13 protein-coding genes are annotated in these 20,582 nt (G+C 34.7%); 12 read left to right on the top strand and 1 reads right to left on the bottom strand.

The genetic code is table 11. From position 1 onward, the window contains the following. Positions 1-135: 135 nt before the first annotated feature. The 12 genes from BLS98_RS15000 (at position 136) to BLS98_RS14940 (ending at position 19,533) form a co-directional block, all read left to right on the top strand. The gene (locus BLS98_RS15000; RefSeq protein WP_089737301.1) at positions 136-1,485 is read left to right on the top strand and encodes an alpha-amylase family glycosyl hydrolase; all 1,350 of its coding nucleotides are present in this window, start codon (positions 136-138) and stop codon (positions 1,483-1,485) included. A gap of 141 nt (positions 1,486-1,626) precedes the next feature. Then, entirely contained in the window at positions 1,627-2,067 is a 441-nt protein-coding gene (locus BLS98_RS14990; protein ID WP_089737299.1) for a hypothetical protein, read from the top strand. A gap of 16 nt (positions 2,068-2,083) precedes the next feature. Then, positions 2,084-2,734, top strand: coding sequence for a hypothetical protein (locus BLS98_RS14985; RefSeq protein ID WP_089737298.1), 651 nt, complete (start codon positions 2,084-2,086; stop codon positions 2,732-2,734). A gap of 137 nt (positions 2,735-2,871) precedes the next feature. Continuing rightward, positions 2,872-3,666 carry a thymidylate synthase gene (locus BLS98_RS14980; protein WP_089737297.1) on the top strand — a complete coding sequence of 265 codons (795 nt, stop codon included), beginning with the start codon at positions 2,872-2,874 and terminating at the stop codon, positions 3,664-3,666. Positions 3,667-3,757: 91 nt separating this feature from the next. Beyond that, positions 3,758-5,197, top strand: coding sequence for a hypothetical protein (locus BLS98_RS14975; RefSeq protein ID WP_089737296.1), 1,440 nt, complete (start codon positions 3,758-3,760; stop codon positions 5,195-5,197). 305 nt (positions 5,198-5,502) lie between these two features. Next, positions 5,503-5,721 (top strand): hypothetical protein, encoded by a 219-nt coding sequence (locus BLS98_RS14970; protein ID WP_089737295.1) that lies wholly within the window; start codon positions 5,503-5,505, stop codon positions 5,719-5,721. 23 nt (positions 5,722-5,744) lie between these two features. Then, positions 5,745-8,255 (top strand): M1 family metallopeptidase, encoded by a 2,511-nt coding sequence (locus tag BLS98_RS14965; protein WP_089737294.1) that lies wholly within the window; start codon positions 5,745-5,747, stop codon positions 8,253-8,255. A gap of 212 nt (positions 8,256-8,467) precedes the next feature. Continuing rightward, complete coding sequence (locus BLS98_RS14960; RefSeq protein WP_089737293.1) at positions 8,468-9,796, top strand: hydroxymethylglutaryl-CoA synthase family protein; 1,329 nt, start codon at positions 8,468-8,470, stop codon at positions 9,794-9,796. A gap of 415 nt (positions 9,797-10,211) precedes the next feature. Further along, positions 10,212-13,085, top strand: a complete 2,874-nt coding sequence (locus BLS98_RS14955) for a SusC/RagA family TonB-linked outer membrane protein (protein WP_089737292.1) — start codon at positions 10,212-10,214, stop codon at positions 13,083-13,085. A gap of 19 nt (positions 13,086-13,104) precedes the next feature. Next, on the top strand, positions 13,105-14,538 hold the full coding sequence (locus BLS98_RS14950) for a RagB/SusD family nutrient uptake outer membrane protein (RefSeq protein ID WP_139166132.1): 1,434 nt from the start codon (positions 13,105-13,107) through the stop codon (positions 14,536-14,538). A 712-nt stretch (positions 14,539-15,250) separates the two neighbouring features. Then, positions 15,251-18,052, top strand: coding sequence for a SusC/RagA family TonB-linked outer membrane protein (locus BLS98_RS14945; protein ID WP_089737290.1), 2,802 nt, complete (start codon positions 15,251-15,253; stop codon positions 18,050-18,052). Positions 18,053-18,066: 14 nt separating this feature from the next. Beyond that, positions 18,067-19,533: a RagB/SusD family nutrient uptake outer membrane protein gene (locus BLS98_RS14940; protein WP_089737289.1), complete on the top strand. Its 1,467-nt coding sequence runs from the start codon at positions 18,067-18,069 to the stop codon at positions 19,531-19,533. Between the two features lie 120 nt (positions 19,534-19,653). Here BLS98_RS14940 and BLS98_RS14935 read toward each other — a convergent pair whose 3' ends face one another. Further along, positions 19,654-20,580, bottom strand: coding sequence for an AraC family transcriptional regulator (locus tag BLS98_RS14935; protein ID WP_089737288.1), 927 nt, complete (start codon positions 20,578-20,580; stop codon positions 19,654-19,656). Between the last annotated feature and the right edge of the window lie 2 nt (positions 20,581-20,582).

Raw genomic sequence — 20,582 nt, 5'->3', positions numbered from 1 at the left:
AATTTTAGATAACGGAAAATTTGCCATATGCCAATTGTTTTAATAACCTGTATTATTTCAAAATGAACACTTGTAATTTTCCATTTCTGCCTTTTTCCCTGAAAAACAATCCTTACTTTTGTTAAAAATAGATTAATGAAGAAATTAATTTTATTAGCCATAATTGGTCTGGGAATTGTTTCCTGTACCATTCAAAAAAATACAAAGAGGATGACAGAACTGCCAAAAGAATGGAAACACAATACCAATATCTACGAAGTAAATATCAGACAATATACTCAGGAAGGAACTTTTAAAGCATTTGCAAAAGAAATGCCCCGCCTGAAAGCGATGGGAGTAAGAACCCTATGGTTTATGCCTATCACTCCAATTGCTCAGCAAAATAAAAAAGGAAGCATGGGAAGTCCTTATGCTGCCTCAGATTATACCTCTATCAATCCTGAATTCGGAACCATGGAGGATTTTAAATCGATGGTGAATGAAGCTCACAGATTGGGTTTCAAAGTGATTATAGATTGGGTAGCCAATCATACCGGTTGGGATCATGTCTGGACCAAAACTCATCCTGAATTTTACCTGAAAGATCCGGATGGAAAATTCCACATTGCTTCCGGAATGGATGATATTATTGAACTGGATTACAAAAATCAGGAAATGCGTCAGGCTATGATTGATGCTATGAAATTCTGGATAACAGAAACTGACATTGATGGCTTTAGATGTGATCTTGCTTCATGGGTGGAAGTTGATTTCTGGGAACAGGCACGTCCGGAAGTAGAAAAAGTAAAACCACTTTTTTGGCTGGGAGAATTTGATGAGTTGGAAAGTCCGGAATATGGAAAAGTTTTCGATGCCAGCTATTCCTGGAAATGGATGCATAAATCAGCAGATTATTATAAAAAGAATGAGCCGCTTCAGGAGTTGAAGGACTTATTGGTGCAATATTCCAAAATCGGAGACAAGTCAATGAGAGCCTGGTTTACGGCTAATCATGATGAAAATTCATGGAATGGTACAGAATATGAAAAATACGCAGTCATTACAAAACCTATGGCCGTATTCTCCGCTACATGGAATGGGGTTCCGTTATTGTACTCAGGTCAGGAACTTCCCAATATGAAGAGACTGGAATTTTTTGAGAAAGACCCGATTAAATGGACCAAAACCTATCAGGTGGCCGATTTCTATAAAACATTATTAGATCTTAAAGCTTTTAATCCTGCTTTAAGAGGTGGGGATCCGAGTGTGACCACTTATTTATTGAATACAACTGCTAGTGACAAAATTCTAGCCTACGTAAGAAAAAATGGGAAAGATGAAGTCCTGGTTGTTTTAAACATGTCAAAAGAACCTGTAGACTTTAGTATTGAAGACGGAAATCTATCAGGAACTTTCAGAAATATTTTTGAAAAAACGAAAAGAAACTTTGATGAAGGCAAAGATTTTAATTTCAAAATTTCAGACTACGCTGTATTTGAAAAATAAAATAATTGGGCTCGGAAATTATAAAACTTCAACAACCCGTTTTTAAATGGTACTATATTCCCCTCCGCTGGAGGGGTGTCAAAATCTATGATTTTGATGGGGTGGTTTTCTCCGTCCACAATAAAATATTCCAGCATTACAATGAACAAACAAGAAATAATAGACATAGTTAAAGCTAAGTTAGCAGACAAAATTCAGTATTTCGGAAATCTGATTGCAGAAACCCGTGCTTCCAATAATGACACTAAAAGTTCAATGGGAGATAAGTACGAAACCGGTAGGGAAATGTTGCAACAGGAAATCAATAATCTGCAGAGACAACTTAATGAAGTATTGAACCAACAGGCAATTTTGCAAAAAATAACTTCTGATCCTTCTGAGAAAGTTCAAAATGGGGCTTTGGTGAAAACCAATAAGGGATTATTTTATGTTTCTGCTTCCATGGGAGAAATTCTTTTTGAAAATCAAAAGATTATGACAGTTTCTGCAGAATCTCCCTTAGTAAAGGCTATGTTTGGCAAGAAAATGGGAGAGACATTTACCATCAACAATATCAATCAGGATATTGAACATATTTGGTAAATCAATCTTTAATACTATGAAATTTAAAAATTTACTTCTCTTAGCCTTTTTACTAGGCAGCTTGGTGATCAATGCACAAGTTCGTGCCACAGTTTCCTCAAGAACATATGATCTGGAAACGGTAAAGCTTACGGTAGATGGTTTTGTAATTACCCTTAATGCGGACGGATCAATTTCCGATTTTAATGCTCCCGATCTCAATGGTAAATTTGAATACTATGATAATCAGATTTTTGATAAAATTAAATATGGAAAGCTTAAGAGTATAGGGAATGTTAAAGTAGATTACTGGGATGATTCCGCATTTACAAGCGAGAAAGCTGGAAAACTGAAAAGTATAGGTAATATTTCTGTAGACTATTGGGAAGATTCTGCTTTTACCAGCGAGAAAGCTGGTAAGGTAAAGAAAATTGGAAATCTTACCGTAGATTACTGGTCAAATGATGTTATTGATAACAGCAGATTGGGAAAACTGAAAACGATAGGTGATATTTCTATTGATTATGGAACAAAAGATATTATTGATGAAAGTAAATTTCAAAAACTTATCAAATTTGGCCCAGTGAGACTGGATTATTCAAATGATAAATTCATTGATAAAAACAGATATGGCCAACTGAAGTCAATCAATGGAAATAATGAAAAAATTAGCGTTTCCGTATTATAATTCTTCTGTTGTTCTAATAACTTGAAAGTGTAGCATATACACTGGTTTAATAGAAAACAGATATACATCTTATAAAAAGCATCCATAGGCTGGGTGCTTTTTTTTTACTAAATTTGACCCATAAATTCCTTTTCAAAATGCAAAATTACCTGGATCTTTTACAACATATTTTAGACAATGGAACTGATAAAACCGATAGAACCGGAACCGGAACCAGAAGTGTGTTCGGATATCAGTTAAGATATGATCTGTCAAAAGGCTTTCCATTGGTAACCACTAAAAAAGTGCATTTAAAATCCATTATCTATGAATTGCTTTGGTTCCTGAAAGGGGATACTAATATCCAATACCTTAAAGATAACGGAGTAAGTATCTGGGATGAATGGGCCAATGAAAATGGTGATTTAGGACCTGTTTACGGAGCACAGTGGAGAAGCTGGAACGGAGCAGACGGAAAAATTGTAGATCAGATCACAGAAGTAATAGATCAGATCAAAAAGAATCCGGATTCCAGAAGGCTGATTGTTTCCGCCTGGAATGTTGCTGAAATTCCAAATATGGCTTTGGCACCTTGTCATGCATTATTCCAGTTTTATGCAGCAGACGGGAAATTATCATTGCAGTTATATCAGAGAAGTGCAGATGTCTTCCTAGGTGTTCCTTTCAATATTGCAAGTTATGCATTGTTATTGATGATGGTAGCACAGGTTTGTGATCTTGAAGTAGGAGATTATGTTCATAGTTTTGGAGATGTTCACATTTACAATAACCACTTTGAACAGGTGAACAGACAGCTTTCAAGAGAAACTAGGGCACTTCCTACGATGAAACTAAATCCTGATGTTAAAAATATCTTCGATTTCGATTTTGAAGACTTTACCTTAGAAAACTATGATCCACATCCGGGAATTAAGGCTCCCGTGGCAATTTAATATCATAGCAACTCTTTTATTATTGACAGATTTCTATTATTTTTGAAGTTTGTGAGAATTTAATTTTCACCACAAATTTTGAAAAAATAATATGGGAAAAAAATTAAACAATATATATCTGATATTTCTGAATATCCTGATCGTTGTTTACAATATTTATATATGGCTTTCTGTTTTCACAGAAAAGATCATTGTAGCAGATGACTTAAAAGAAGCTTATAACGCCAGGCATATTTCTAAGCCTTATTTTAGTTATATTTATTCCTACCTTGATTCTTCCAATATGGCCGCAAGGCCGGTATCTGGATTTATCACAGGAACTTTGGTTTTTCTTTCAAAGTATAATGAGTCCATTTATCTTTTAGGAATACTGTTTTTTCCACTTTCATTGCTTGCTGTTTATTGGGTGGTACAAAAGATTCTGTCAAAAGAATTGGCGAGTCTTATCACTTTGCTGTATTCATGCTCTTTAATCGGCACAAGTATTCAGTTTTCTCCAATCATGCTGAATTCAAACCTGGCAACAATATTTTTTAGTCTGAGCATCTACTATGTCTATGTTCGTAAAAACATTCTGTTCAGTGCTCTGTTTTTTATACTTTCAATATTAAGCTATGAGATTTTTCTGCCATTGATTTTGCTAAATCTTTATTTAATCAAGGAAAGTAAAAAAAGAATTATTTTTCTGTTGCTCACTATTGGATCAATTGTTCTTTTCAGAAAAGTCATTCAGCCGGCAATATTTGCTCATTCTTACCAAAGAGATGAAGTCGGGAAAATTTTCGAATTGAAAAGAGTAGTGCAGGTGACCATTTTTACAGCAAAATTATTTTTCAAAGATATTTTTGTAGGAACATATAAAGGATTAATAAATCTTAAAAATCTTCATATTGTAGAAATAGTTTTGGCTTTGATAATGTCTTCAGTTATCTATAAAGTCTTCTCCGGCTATGATTTTAAAAGTAAATTAAAAGACATTAAAAGCATAGGGTTGATTTCTCTTATATCAATAGTACTTGCAGTAAGCGTTTTTTATGTTTCATCCTATATTCCGACACTTTTTGGCTTTGATAACCGAAGTCTTGGAGCCATCAGGCTTTTTTATACACTCTTTGTTATTTCAGGAATCATTTATTTGTCCTTTAAGCTGAAGTTGGGAAATAAAACAATCAGTTCCCTTTTTGCAGGACTTGCTTTCCTTTTACTTACCACTAATATGAGTGTGAAAAATGCCTGGATCTATGCCAGCCGGTTTAATGATAAAATGTTTAATGAACTGAGCAAAACGTTAAAAGCTGAAAAGATTGAAAATGGAGTAGTTTGTTTGAGGTATGATATGTTCACAGAACTGAAAACCAATCCACATTTTATCCTTAGAGAACCTATCTTTTATAACAACTGGGAATGTAGAATGCTGTCTGAAATAAATGGTATTGATCCTAAAAAGATATTTATTTTTAATGCTGACAGACAGACGAAATGTGAAATGATATTTCTGTATAAAAATGGGAAGATTATTAGAGAAAAATAGTAGAGTTTTATTATTGATTGTTTCCTGTCATCTTAATACAGAATGAAGATCTGCGAATGTACTTCAGGATTGAGATAAAGAGTCTATGGCTTTTTTTATTCCCTCAACACATAAGAAAGAATGATTTGATAAAAGCTGAAAATTATATTTCGTTCAATAATATCCTCCATCTTTCAGTCCTTCATTCCTTCTCAAATAAAAAGTCACTTACAGACCCATTCTTTCTAAAATAAGTTTTAAATTTGAGAGAACTTGACTCTAGTCCTTTAACAAAAGGGATAATTATAAATCTAATCACAAAAATTATGAAGTATTTAAAGATAAATATTGAAGAGAATGCCGACCCTGAAATACTGAAAAATATTGTTCTTCAGTTAAAAGGGGTTGCTTCTGCAGAAATTGTTGACGATGAAAATCCGGAAAGTGAATTGAAAAAAGCTTTTGCTAAAACAAAAGAGCAGTTGAAAACCGGTGACTACGAAACATTAGTCAATGATATTTTCGATATCATAATAAAAAAATAACTCTAAAATTATAAAGTAGACAGATGAGAAAGGCCATTTTATCGATTGCGATATTAGGAATTTTGTTTTCCGCCAATGTATCAGCACAAACTGAAACTTCAGGAAGAGAAAAAGTGTACAGAGCTACCCATACCAAGGTAACAGAACTGAAACATACAAAACTGAAGGTAAACTTCGATTATCAGAAAGAACAGATGAATGGGGAAGAATGGTTGACAGCCTCACCCTATTTCTATCCTACTAATGAGCTGATTCTGGATGCCAAAGCAATGTTGATTCATGAAGTAGCTCTTGATAACAATGGTAAAAAGTCTCCTTTAAAATACGAATATAAAGATGATGTCCTGAAAATTACACTGGATAAAACCTATCAGAAGAATCAGGATTATACAGTCTATATCAAATATACATCCCGTCCGAACGAAGTAAAACAACAGGGAAGTATGGCCATTAATGATGCCAAAGGTCTTTATTTCATTAATGCTCAGGGAACAGATCCAGAACTTCCAACACAAATTTGGACACAAGGAGAAACGGAAGCTTCTTCTGCATGGTTTCCAACTATCGATAAACCGAATCAAAAAACAACTCAGGAAATCTTTATGACGGTTCCTGATAAATATGTTACCCTTTCGAATGGTATCCTGAAAGACTCTCAAAAAGAATCCAATGGACTTAGAACCGATCACTGGGTAATGGATAAAAGACATTCTACTTACCTTTTCTTCATGGGAGTAGGAGAGTATGCTATTGTAAAAGACAAATGGAAAAACATTCCTGTTGATTACTATATCGAGAAAGAATACGAACCTTATGCTAAACAGATCTATGGAAATACACCAGAAATGATCGAGTTCTTCTCTAAAAGAATGAATTACGATTATCCGTGGGCAAAATACGCGCAGATTTCCGGAAGAAACTATGTGAGTGGTGCCATGGAAAATACAACAGCAACCCTTCACGGAAGTGATATTCTTCAAAAACCGGGACAGCTTATCGATGAAAATACATGGGAAGACACCATTGCTCACGAGCTATTCCACCATTGGTTTGGAGATTTGGTAACCGCAGAAAGCTGGAGTAATCTTACAGTGAATGAATCTTTTGCTAATTATTCTGAATACCTTTGGAACGAACATAAATATGGAAAAGATCAGGCTGATTATCATCTGATGACTGATGTGAACAGGTATATCCATAATCCATCTGATTTTAATAAAAACCTGGTAAGATTCAATTATGCATCCCGAGAAGATGTATTTGATCTGGTAACCTATCAGAAAGGAGGCGGAATTCTGAATATGTTGAGAAACTATTTAGGAGATGATGCTTTCTTTGCTGGGATGAACGACTACCTGAAGACAAATGAATATCAGAATGCAGAAGCACATCAGTTGAGACTTTCTTTTGAAAAAGTTTCCGGAAAAGATCTGAACTGGTTCTTTAATCAATGGTATTTTGGAAGCGGAAACCCGAAGGTCAACTATTCATTTACATTTGAACCTGTAAAAAAACAGGTGGCTGTTACGATTAATCAGACCCAGGATCAGGTGTTTGAATTTCCTTTGGCAATTGATGTGTATGATAATGGAAAACCAAAGAGATACAATGTTTGGGTAAAAGCTGATGCGAAGAATACATTCAACTTTGATGTTTCCAAAACACCGGATTTAGTGAATATCAATGCAGATGGTGTTTTATTGGCAGATATTACTGATACAAAAACTCCGGAACAGAATCTTTTACAGTTTACAAATTCTAAAGAATTTAAAAATAAATATAATGCTTTAACAGGAATAAAAGATCAGGTAGGAAAAAGTCCTGCTGTAACAAAATTATTGGCAGCAGCATTGAAAGATCCGTTCTTTAGAGTAAGAATTCAGGCTTTGGAATTAGTAGATCTTAGCAACGCTGAACAAATGAAAGCATTAGGAGCTGATGTTGAAAAACTGGCTTCTAATGATCCTAAAACATTAACACAGGCTGCTGCAATTACTGCTTTAGCTAAAACAAAAGATAAAAAATACCTTCCACTTTTTGAAAAAGGAATGAGCGCTGTTTCCAATGCAGTAAAAAGAAGCTCATTGGGGGGGATTTTAGCTATCGATCCGTCAAAAGCTAATTCATTAGCTGATAAAATAGACATGGATGGCGCTTCAGATGAGTTGCAGGCGCAGCTGCTTCCCATTGTTGTAAAAAATAAAGTGGTTTCTCAAATGCCAAAAATTGCTCCATTAGCAGCGTTTTATCCGTTTATCAAATTCCAGAATCCAGAATTAGGGAAGTCTGCGGAAGAAGGATATAATTGGATTATGTCATCCGATAACTTAAAAGCTACTGAAAGTGTAACTAAGATTTTAGGATATGCCAAAAATCAGATAGGAGATAATCCACAAGCTAAAATGATGGTGGTACAAATGCTGAAGGATGGGTTAAGTAAGAAAATGGAATTACTGAAACAGAATCCACAGAATGCAGCCAGCATTAATAAACAGATTGATGTTATCAACAAAACCATTGAAAATTATAAGTAAGATATAAAGCCGGCAAAGTTGCCGGCTTTCTTTTTATAGATGAATAATTCGGAGGGTTTACAAGTTCTATATCCAGGATTTAAAGTGTAGAAAGGGACTTTAGTAATATCTATTTGGTTCTTATTTATTTTTAATAATATTACAAAAATCAGCTGTTTTTACTGCTGTTTTTTGCGTTATCTTTCATAAATTCGTTTAAAATTTAAAAAATTATGAGTTTTGGAATTGAAGCGGCAAGCTATTATGTGCCTTCTTTATATTTGGAAATTAAAGATTTAGCGGAAAAAAGAGGGATAGAACCGGCAAAATTGGAGAAGGGGCTAGGACTTCATAAAATGGGATTGCCTGATGTGCATGAAGACGCTGCAACCTTTGCGGCAGAAGCATTATTAAGACTCATTCAGGATTACCAGGTCAATCCTAAAGAAATTTCAAGAATTTATCTGGGTACAGAAAGTGCTGTAGATGCGGCAAAACCAACGGCTTCTTATGCAATGCAGATGGTTGAAAAGGTATTAGAAGGAGAATTTGGAGAAAGAGTATTTAAAAACTGTGATGTTGTAGATATGACTTTTGCTTGTGTAGGCGGAGTAGATGCCTTACATAATGCCTTAGATTTTGTAAGAGTAAATCCTGAAAAAAAAGCAATAGTGATTGCCAGTGATTATGCAAAATATGAATTAGCATCCTCTGGAGAATATACACAAGGTGGTGGAGCAGTTGCCCTTTTGATCTCTGCAAAACCAGATCTTCTTGAAATTGAAAATAACTGGGGAGTTGCTACAGAAAGTGTTTTTGATTTCTTCAAACCAAGAAGACAATATAAAAAAGAAGAACTGAAAGGAGCTCCTGAAGTGTATCCTGATAAAATTGAGATTTTCACAGATGAGCCGGTTTTTGATGGACAGTATTCCAATCAGTGTTATCAGGATAGAATCAGAGAGGCTTATCAGCATTATAAAGAGAATACAGGTAAAGAAAAACCTTACGAAAACTGGAAATACATTATTTTCCATCTTCCATATGCCTTCCATGGTAAAAGAGTCTTTACAGAAATCTACAGCCTGGAGAATGGAATTTCTTATGAAACTTTGGATGAGCAGAAAGCTGTTGCTAAATCTGAAAATTATCTAAAACTGATCAGTACCGCTATTGAAAAGACTCAAAGAGCTTCTTCAGAAATAGGGAATATGTATACTGCTTCTATTTTTATGGCATTCCTTTCCGGACTGCAAACTTCTTTTAACGAAAATGAAGACCTTTCAGGAAAAGAAATAGGATTCCTTGGATATGGTAGTGGTTCTAAATCAAAAGTGTTTGCCGGTAAGGTATCTGTTACTTGGAAAACAGTGGTAGAGAAGTGGAATTTATTCGAAAATCTGAATCATAGAAAGGCTATTGATTTTGAAACCTATGAAAAGCTTCACAGAAAGCAATTGAGCCAATCTGTGAACCCGGATTATAAGGGATTTGGTCTTGTTTCCATAGAAACTGAAAGTCCTGTTTTAGTTGGATCAAGATATTATTTTTATCAAAAATAACATGGATTTAAAATTAACAATAAAGCATCTTTTTCACAAGATGCTTTATTGTTATGTATGTTTTAAGTGTTTTTATTTTTTAATTTTCAATACAATTGACTGTTTGTTATATATATCATTTATTTGTGATATTTAATATTTTTCATCATATTTTAATTTATGATTAATATTTTTCATTTATTTTGATGTTTTAATGAATGAATCTTAAAAATTTAACTGTTGTTAATATTATGTTAAAGTTAAATTGAATGTTATTATTTTCATTTATTTGGTTTTATTGATTTATATTTTTTAATGAAAATTCATTTTTAATGAATAATATTAACTTTAATTTGTTTTTTTTGTAGAATTTTATTATTTGAATCCTTGTTTCTTATTAACATATTTGTTTCTGAATATTAAAATATGTTAAATAATGAATGTTAAATTACGTGTATTAAGTGCTGGAGCGCTGTTTTTTTTAGGACAGGCTGCTTTTGCGCAAAAAGCTGGGAAAGATACCATTCCTAAAGAGAATAAGATTGATGAAGTTGTTATTACTGGTTCTTACGGGATTAAAATGACTCCTGAACAATCTGCCGGATCTCTAGTTAAAGTATCAGGGAATATTCTCGAAAAACCTTCTGCAGTTTCTATTGATAATATTCTACAGGGAACTGTGGCTGGTTTAATGTCAAGCGCAAGCTCCGGACAGCCTGGAGCATCAACGATAACTTTGATTCGAGGAATTTCTTCATTGACATCAGGTAATGATCCGTTATATATTGTTGATGGAGTGCCAGTTCAGTCTGGTGATATTTCTGGGGCTTTAACTACTCAAAATGCATTATCATTAATCAACCCTGCGGATATTGAAGATGTGCAGGTTCTAAAAGATGGTGTGGCAACAGCAATTTATGGTTCCAGAGGAGCAAATGGAGTAATTATAATTACTACAAAATCAGGTAAGAAAGGGAAATCCAGCCTGCAGTTTATCAGTGAAATAGGTACATCCAATATTGCTTTTGATAAATTAGATATGTTAAATGCTCAGGAGCATGTGACTTATTTAGGACAGGCTCTTTATAATAGATATCCTGTTACTGATCCTAAAGATGGTTTTAAAGATGTTCAGGAGGCTACGGACTACGGCCGAACTAAGGTGTTGAAATGGGATGGTAAAACGGATACCGATTGGAGAAGGTTGACCAGAAGAAACTCTCCAATCACTAACAGGTATAACTTAAGTTATTCAGGAGGCTTTAAAGATTTTACTTTATACGCATCATTAGGATATTTGAAACAGGAAGGGTTATCATATGATGCAGTTTTTGATCGATATACAGGAACATTGAAAGCTAATTGGAAAGCTACTGATAGGTTAAATATTACTTTTTCAACTAACCTGTCAAGAACAATACAGGCTGGACCATCAGATGCTTCATCTTATGCAAATCCGGTTTTCTCAGGAACTCTTCTTTCACCAACTCAAAATCCTTATTTGAGTGATGGGAATTATAACCTGAACCTTGTGTATTTGAATCCTCAGTTTAATCCATTGGCGTTAACAGGAACAAACCTTACAAAAGGAACTTTTGATAAAGTACTTACTTCATTAAATGTTGACTATAAAATATTACCTTATCTGACTTTTAATTCCAACTTTGGAATTGATAATACCGCAGGTAATGAATTTATTTACTGGAATCCTGACTATGGAGACGGATATGAGCCATCCAATGCAAATGGTAATGGATATTACTTCAAGAGTATTAGAAATTTCTTCACTTGGAACTGGTATAACTTTGTAAACTTTAACAAAACATTTGCTGGAGTACATGATATTTCTGCATCGGTAGGGATGGAATCCACAAGAAGGACGCTGGAATATAATACGCTTTCAAAAAGAGGTTTTCCGGCTGGTACAAGAATCAGGTATGCTGATGCGGCGGCTAACGCTACAGGAGCAACTGGAAGAACTGATGCATGGACACTTGTAGGTTATATTGCAAGAGCTTCCTATACCTATAATAAATTTGCTACCATTACAGGATCTGCGAGAAGAGATACTTATTCAGGGTATACAAAAGGAGGGAATTTCTTTGGAGTTGGTGTGAGTTTCGATTTAGGAAAGATGAATTTCTTACCAACCTATGTAAATTCATTGAAGCTTAGAGCGAGTTATGGAGAAAATGGTAATCAAGCTGCATCTCCATATGCTAAATATCCGCAGTATACTTTGGTGGGTAATTATCTGCAGACCAATGCAGGGTATATCCTAACTCCAGGAGCACCGGACGGGCTGGTTTGGGAGAAGTCTAAAAAGAGAAATATTGGGTTAGATTTCTCATTAGGAGCAATGGGAGGTATTTATGGTAGTTTTGATGTGTATTCTAATATTAATCCTGATCAGGTATATGATGTGCCGATTTCTCCTTCTACGGGATTTAGCACGGTTATCAGAAACCAGGCAGAAGTTAAATCTAACGGATTTGAAGCTTTATTAGGGTATAGAAAAAGTACAGAATCATTTAGTTGGGATATTAAAGCCAATTACTCTTATAATGATTCCAAGGTTACTTATATAAAAGGAGATCCTACGCCAACTGTTATTCCTGGGGTAAAGGCATTTTTCCCTGGACATAACCCGACTGAATTTTATACAAGATTATGGGCAGGGGTAGATCCTTCAAATGGAGATCCGCTTTGGTATACTGATGAATCAAGAACAGCTACAACTAATGATGTGAATAAAGCAAAGCTGTCATTTACAGGACAGAAAGCTTTGCCTACGCATGTTGCCAGTTTAATCAATGAATTTACTTATAAAGGGGCAAAATTGTCATTTATGATTACTTATCAGGGAGATTATTCTGTATGGGATAGATGGGGATTTGTGTATGAATCGGATGGAGCTTATCCAACTGTGAATACAACATGGGAATCTTTATATGATTCCTGGAGCCCTTCCAATCCTACTGCTTCAAGGCCAAAACAAGTGTATAATGGGAATAGGTCTTCCAATTCAAGTTCCACCAGATATTTATACAAAGGAGATAATATCAGGTTAAGAAATATTGAATTAGGATATACATTTAAAGGTTCAACGCTTAATATTCCTAGTGTTAAAGGGATTTATGCTTACGTAAGAGGAGTTAATTTATATACCTATGCATTTGATAAAAAATTACGTTTCGACCCTGAAGCGAACTCGAATGCTTTTGATTACACGGTGTCAAATCTGGGGGTTTTTGATATGACACAGCCTAATATGAGACAGTTTATTTTCGGTATTCAGGTTGATTTCTAATTGTTTAAAGTTTAAAAAAATGAAAAAAATAAAAGTTTTATTAATAATATTAACTGGAGTTGTGGTAAGCTCTTGTAAAAGTGAATTCTCGGAAGAGTTACCACCAATTACTCTTCCTTTGGATCAAGCAATTACGAATGAGAAGGTATTGAATACTGCAGTGAACGGATTGTATAATTTATATCAGACAAACAATGACGGATCGATTAACTCTTATGGTGCTATGATCCCGACTTTACAAGAATTATTGGGAGATAACGGTTTTGTTGCTATAGTGAATTCAAACAGGTTTTCAACAACGAGAGATCCTAACCTAACTTTCTATACGCAAAACAGTGGAGATTTGGGAACTTTATGGGCTACCCTATATAAAATTATTGCTAATGCTAACTTTGTACTTAGTTATGAAGGTAAGATTCCTGATGACCCCAATACACCAGGATCACCTGTGAATCAGTTTGGTCAGGCTTATGCAGTGAGAGCAATGGCTTATTCTACACTAGTATCGTTATTTAGTGATAACTTTAATGGTTCAAATCCTGAGGTTGGAATTCCTTTACCGTTAGAATTTAAACCGGCCGTCAATCTTCCAAGATCTAGTGTAAAACAGGTATATGATCAGATATTTGCCGATTTAACTAATGCAAGTACCAAAATTGGTACGGGTGTGACAAATGGGAATAGGAGACTTACTACTGCGGCAGTAGATATGTTGTTTTCAAGGTATTATCTTGCAACTAAAAATTATGCACAGGCTAATACCTATGCACAGAAAGTTCTTGATAATCCAGCTTATAGTTTGTTGTCTGCTTCAGGGGTTACAGACTTCTTTTCTGTAACCGGAGAGAGTAATGGAGAAACCATTTTTCAGATAGACTATAATGCGCTTGATTTACCAGGAGCTAATGATGGTATTACAGCTACATGGTCATCTACAGGGAGGTATAAGCAAAACTTTGCTACCCAGACCTTTTTTAGTAAAATGGGAGCCAAAGATGTTAGAAGGGGAACCTGGTACAGAGATACAGGATATGTATTGACTTTAGGAGATAATCCTAAGCCAATAGATGTTATGAAATATACTGCAGCAGATAGAGATATTGTTGTACTAAGAAAGACTGAAGCTGTTTTTAATCAGTTGGAGGCTCTTTATTATACTAATCCTACAGTTGCTTTAGCTAAATTGAATACCTGGGTGAAAACTTATAGAGATGCCGACTATGCTTACGCAGGAACAGGAATAGATTTATTAAAAGAAATTTTAATGCAGAAAGATATTGAGATGTTCTTGGAAGGATTTAGATATAGTGATCTAAAAAGAAATGGTTTAGGTTTTAAAAATTCTCAGACTCAGGTAGAACTTACCACGTCTAAAGTTCAGTTTAAATCTTTTCCATTACCTCAGGCTGAACTTAATACTAATACACTATTATCTCAGTATCCTGGTTATTAAGATATAAAAGCAAATTTTAATATATTTTTAGAAAAGGCTGCCTTCTCAATAAGGTGGCCTTTTCGTTTTTAATTTCAGATTGCCTTTTTATGAAGGTATATATTGTAATTACTGAAGGATGAAGAAGTATTATATATGAATGTAACTATGAAGTAAATAATGTTAGTCTTAGAGATGAAACAATATAATTTATTTAATGAAAAATATAATATTAATGACAAAAATAAAGTCACAAAACATTCTTAAAACTATGCTGGTTTAAACTGAATATTAGATATCATATATTAACAGATTTTTAATTTTATTTTCATGGAGACTGCCTAAAAAGGCAGTCTTCCTGATTTTTATCAGGTTGTTTTCTATGGTTTTTTGCTAAAAAGTATTCATCATTTTGCTGGTTTTGGTTGAAAAACAGAATGGATTTGTTTTATTTTTTTCGTTAATATGATTATTTGTTGTTAATTTTTTTCACTTGTTGTTTTAAATTGATGTACATTAATTTTTATTTCACTTTTGGTTAAAATTTCATTAATATTTAAAATGCTTTGATATTCTTTAAAAATTCAAATATAATTGAAGTTTTTTTTTATTATTTTTTAGAGTTAAGTGCGGATACTCCTTTTCTGTAGGACTGTTTTAAGGTTTTAATAAATTGACGGTGTTAATATTTATTAACATATTTGTCCCCTTGAATATATTAAAATCTGTTAATATGAATGTGAAGTTACATGTATTAAGTGCTGGAGCTTTGTTTTTTTTAGGACAAGCTGCCTATGCGCAAAAATCTAAGAATGATTCTATTCTGAAGGAGAATAAGATCGATGAGGTAATCGTTACTGGATATCAGAAGAAAAAAGCAGATGAAATTACCCAGGCTCAGGCCGTTGTAAGTGGAGATGCTATCAGAAGAACTTCTCCTACAACATCTATCGGAAACTCTTTACAAGGTAAAGCTTCAGGGGTATATGTACAAAGTGCTACGGGACAGCCAGGTTCTGCTGCTACCATTATGGTAAGAGGGGTTGCCGGTGTTGGTGGATCTTCTGAACCTACTTATGTAGTGAATGGTATGTATATGACTGCTAGACAGTTCAGTGCAATCAACCCTGCAGACGTAGAATCAATTTCCGTTCTTAAAGATGCTGCGGCTACGGCTCAGTATGGTGCGAGAGGAGCAAATGGAGTAGTTGTAGTAACTACTAAAGCTGGAAAAGTTGGAAAAACTAACTATTCATTTGAAAGTAAATTTGGTTTCAGTGAAAAACTGAAAGACAAGAATTTCACGATGATGAATTCCAGAGAGTTAATGAACTACCAGAATGAGTTAGGTTACTTAGGTGTAGCACCAAGATCTCAGGATGAAATTAATGCACTTGCTGTTTATGATCACAACTGGCAAAAAGACTTGTTGAGACCTTCAAGCATTCAGTCTTATTTGTTCAGTGCACAAGGAGGATCTAGAGAAAGTACATTCTATTATTCATTAGGATATGATTCTGATAATGGTATTCTTAGAGATATAGACGGACTTAAGAGATATACAGGTAACTTCGGATTTACCAATAAACTTAGCGAAAAGTTAAACGTTGGAGTTAACCTTGGAGTTCAGTATCAGGTTACAGAAAACTTCAGAGACAGAAACAATACACAGAACCCATTCGCGGCAATGTATAAATATGCTCCTTACGAGCCGATTTATAACCCAGACGGAAGCTACAATCAAAAAATGAGAGCGGGTTCAAACACTGTAGAGCAAATCCGTAATAACAGAGCAGAAGACCAGAGATTAAGAATCCCAGTAACTTTATTCGGAGAATATAAGATCATGGATGGATTGAAATTCAAAACGAATTTCAACGGACTTTATGACTGGTACATGGGGACTACATGGATGAAAAAAGGATCTAACCTGGATTTAACTACCAACAAGATCCCTACAGGTTCATTGGCTAAAAATACATTCTATGGATTTAACTATACATGGAACAACTCATTAAATTATAAGAAATCATTCGGAAAACATAATTTTGATTTCTTAGGATTTATCGAATATAACGATAACTTCACCGAAACAGCGAATGCAAGTGCTTATGGATTAAAATCTACTACGCTTAGTGTTCCATCTATCACGACTCCTTCTGACAGAAATACATTTACTGGAACTAAAATTAGAAATACCCTTTTCAGTTTAGCGGGTATGGTAAACTATGACTATGAAGGTAAATATTTAGCAACAGGGTCATTAAGAAGAGATGCTTCTTCAAGATTTGGAGCTAATAACAAGAGCGGGATCTTCTGGTCAGCAAGTGCTGCTTGGAACATTGCCAAAGAAGACTTCATGAAAGGTGGTTTCATCAACGACTTGAAATTGAGAGCTTCTTACGGTACAACCGGAAATGATGGTTCATTATCTGACTATTACAATGTAGCTAATGTTGGTTTCGATTTATACGGAAATAACGCAGCTTTATTCCCTGGAACTTATAACAGTACTGAAAAAGTTTACATCGTTGGTAACCAGAATCTGAAATGGGAATCTAATGCGGTAACTAACGCAGGGGTTGACTTTACAATGTGGAAGAGAAGAATTCGTGGTTCCGTAGAAGTTTACCAAAACAAGAGAAAAGATTTCGTTCAGTTAGTGCCATTAGATAAGCAGGAAGGTTCATATTACCAATATATCAATGCTGGTGATATGACTCAGAAAGGTCTTGAAGCTGAATTAAGCGTAGACGTTATGAGAAAGAAAGATTTCCAATGGACTGTACGTGCTAACATCTCTTTCCAGAAATCAACTCTTGATAAACTTGCAGACGGACAAACTGAAAGAAACCTTGGATATACTTATCTTAAAGTAGGTGAATCTCCGTACGCATTCTATAACGTTAGATTTGCAGGAGTAAACTCAGCAAACGGAAACGCTCAATATTACGATAAAGACGGAAAAATTACAGAAACATACAGTGCTTCCAATGCAGTTCCAATTACAGATAAAACTCCTTTCCCAAAAAGCTTCGGAGGTTTCGGAACTACACTTCAATATAAAGGATTCGACTTCAGTGCAGACTTTACATTCAAGTTAGGAGGTTATACATATAACAACATGTATTTACTGGCTAATGATCCAACTCAGGCTAAAGCAGGAAGAAACATGGCGCAGTCAGCTGCTAATATGTGGAGAAAGCCAGGTGATACAGATGTATTACAAAGAGTAGACTCTAACGGTTTGCGTGATTCTGATCAGTGGATTGAGAAATCAGACTACTTAAGATTAAGAGCCCTTACATTAGGATATACATTTGATAAAAAAATTCTTGGAGATGATTCTCCAATTAATAAACTGAGAATGTATGTAATGGGACAGAACTTATTTACAGTAACAAGCTTCCATGGAGAACCTGAAATTTCTGTAGGATCTGCTGAATCTACATCATTATTCGTTCCTGGATCATATAACCTTTATACTTATCCTGCTGTAAGAACGATCATGGTAGGAATGCAATTAGAATTTTAATATTGAATAGCTTTATGAAAAAGAATATAATAAAAATAAGTTTAGCTGCGTTGACTGTTGTTGTATCGTTAACGTCTTGTGAAAGAAATTTGGATCAGATTTCATCTGTGAATGAAGCTGAAGAACAAGCTATGACCAGACCTGAGTCATTCAGACAGGCTTTAGATGGAGCTTATACTGCATTTAAAGGAGTAGGTTATTACACAAGTGATACAGGTAACCAGCTTATTATGGGTGACCTTACTACAGATAACCTTATTATTTCAGATGGAGGAAGAAACTCTAATGCTGCAGCTTCAAACTTTGAATTCTCTTCAGATAATTCACAGACAACAGGTTTGTTCAGTGCTGCATATGCGGTAGTAAGCAGAGCTAACTTTGTTCTTTCTTATTTAAATAACGGAGTAGTAACTGGTACTCAAAAAGATAATATAGAAGCTGAAGCTAGAGCAATCAGAGCAGCAGCTCATTTCGATATCTTAAGAGCTTACTCTGTAATCCCTACACAGAAATCATCAGCAAAGAACCAATACGGTATTTATTATTCTGAATCTTTTAAGCCTTTGAATAATAATTCATCCAGAAGTTTATCAGTAGATGAGTCATATACAAAAGTAATTAATGACTTGTTATTTGCTGCTGATAAAATTACTCAGAATGACGCTGATAAAGGAAGATTCAGTAAAGCTGCTGTATACGGATTATTATCAAGAGTGTACCTTTACAAGGGAGACTATGCTAATACTGTAAAATATGGTCAGCTAGCATTAGGTCTTTCACCAAGTGTTACAACATTGGCTAACTTTAACAGTATCTGGAAAGAAAACGAAGGATTGGCTAAAATTGCTGACGGAGTTTTATTCCAGATCTCAAACGCAGCACCTGAGCGTAATACAGTAGGGGTTGCTTATAACCAGTTAATCGACGGTCAATACAGATCAGAATTTGTTGCAGATTATGCTTTCTTCAACTCTTTTGCTGCTAATGACGTAAGAAAAACTACTTATTTTACTACAGCTTTGTACAACAAAAAAATGTACAATCACATTACAAAATATGCAGGTAACGGTGGACCAGTGAACATTGTTCCAGTTAAATATCTGAGAACTGCTGAAGTATTACTGAACGTAGCAGAAGCATCTTACAGATCAGGTAATGAGGGAACAGCTCTTACTTTACTAAACCAGCTGAGAAAAGAAAGATATACTGCATTTACTCCTGGAACAGAAGCTGGAACGGCTCTTCTAGATGCTATCCTGAAAGAAAGAAGATTAGAGCTTGCTTTTGAAAATGACAGATGGTATACCTTAAAAAGACTAGGTCTTTCTGTTCAAAGATCAGGTAAAGGAGATATTGCTGATGGTAGCGGATCAAAAGCGCTTACCCAGACTTTAGCTGCAGATAGTTATTTATGGCAATGGCCAATTCCTATCAATGCTGTTCAGGCTAACCCAAACATTCAACAGAATGATAAGTATTAAGAAATAACATTTTTAATATATATAAGAAGAGCTCCATGAAAATGGGGCTCTTCTTTATTTTACTTGAAATTCACTTAAAAGTAACTAAGCGGTTCCGGAACACGAACCTCATATCTATCACTACTCTCGAATAATCATCCTGTTCTGATAACTCTTCGGTGTTACTCCTTCCAGTTGTTTAAAAACCCTGGTAAAATAATTAGTATCCGAAAATCCGGTCTGGTAAGCTGTTTCTTTAATACTGTTTTGGGTAGCCAGTAACTCTTTAGCCTTACTGATTCTTTCCTGTAATATAAAATCATTCGGAGAAGTGCCCAATTCATCTTTGAACATCTTAAAGAAGTTCGATTTGCTCACATAGGCAAGCTTAGCAATACTCTCAATAGATAGTTTCTGATGCAGATTCCTTTTAATATAATCAACAACAAATCCAATTCTCGATTTATTTTTCACAATATTTCTTTCCACCATACTTCTGGCCTGTGTCTGCATAAGTCGTATAAGGAGTTCTTTCAAAGCGAAATCAGCCATAATATCCTTTTGAGAATTATCATCCATGGCTATTCTCATAATATTGTTGGTGGCAGAAGCCAGCGCCTGATTGTTAAAAAGAAAATACTCATCCAGCTGAATATTCCATTGGGAGGCTTCATCTACCTTTGGAAGATGGTAATTTAAATGATTAAGAGAATTCTCTATAAAATCAGGGTTTAAACTTAAAGAAATGCATTGCGTAGGAGTTTCATCTGCCTCAGGAAAATCAATAACCATGGTTTCACCGGGGGCTACCAGAATGCTTTCTCCCGGAAAATAATCAAAATAACTGGTCTTGTTATCTAGCTTCATGTGTTTTTTACCCCTTAACATGGCTGTAAATGCAATATTTTCAAAATGAAGCTTCACTCCGAAAGCTGCCTTATGTGTTTCGTAGATACTGAATTCACAATTGTTTAGATTGAACTTTGTCTGATTTTCAACAAGACTTAATAGCTGGTTTTCCTTGCGTAATTCAGGAGTATTTAATAAAATCTTACTATTGTTGTTCATTT

Origin of the sequence: Chryseobacterium jejuense (assembly GCF_900100075.1) — a bacterium.
GTDB lineage: Bacteria > Bacteroidota > Bacteroidia > Flavobacteriales > Weeksellaceae > Chryseobacterium > Chryseobacterium jejuense.
Note: the sequence above shows the minus strand (reverse complement) of the source record. Positions and strands in the feature narration are given on the sequence as shown.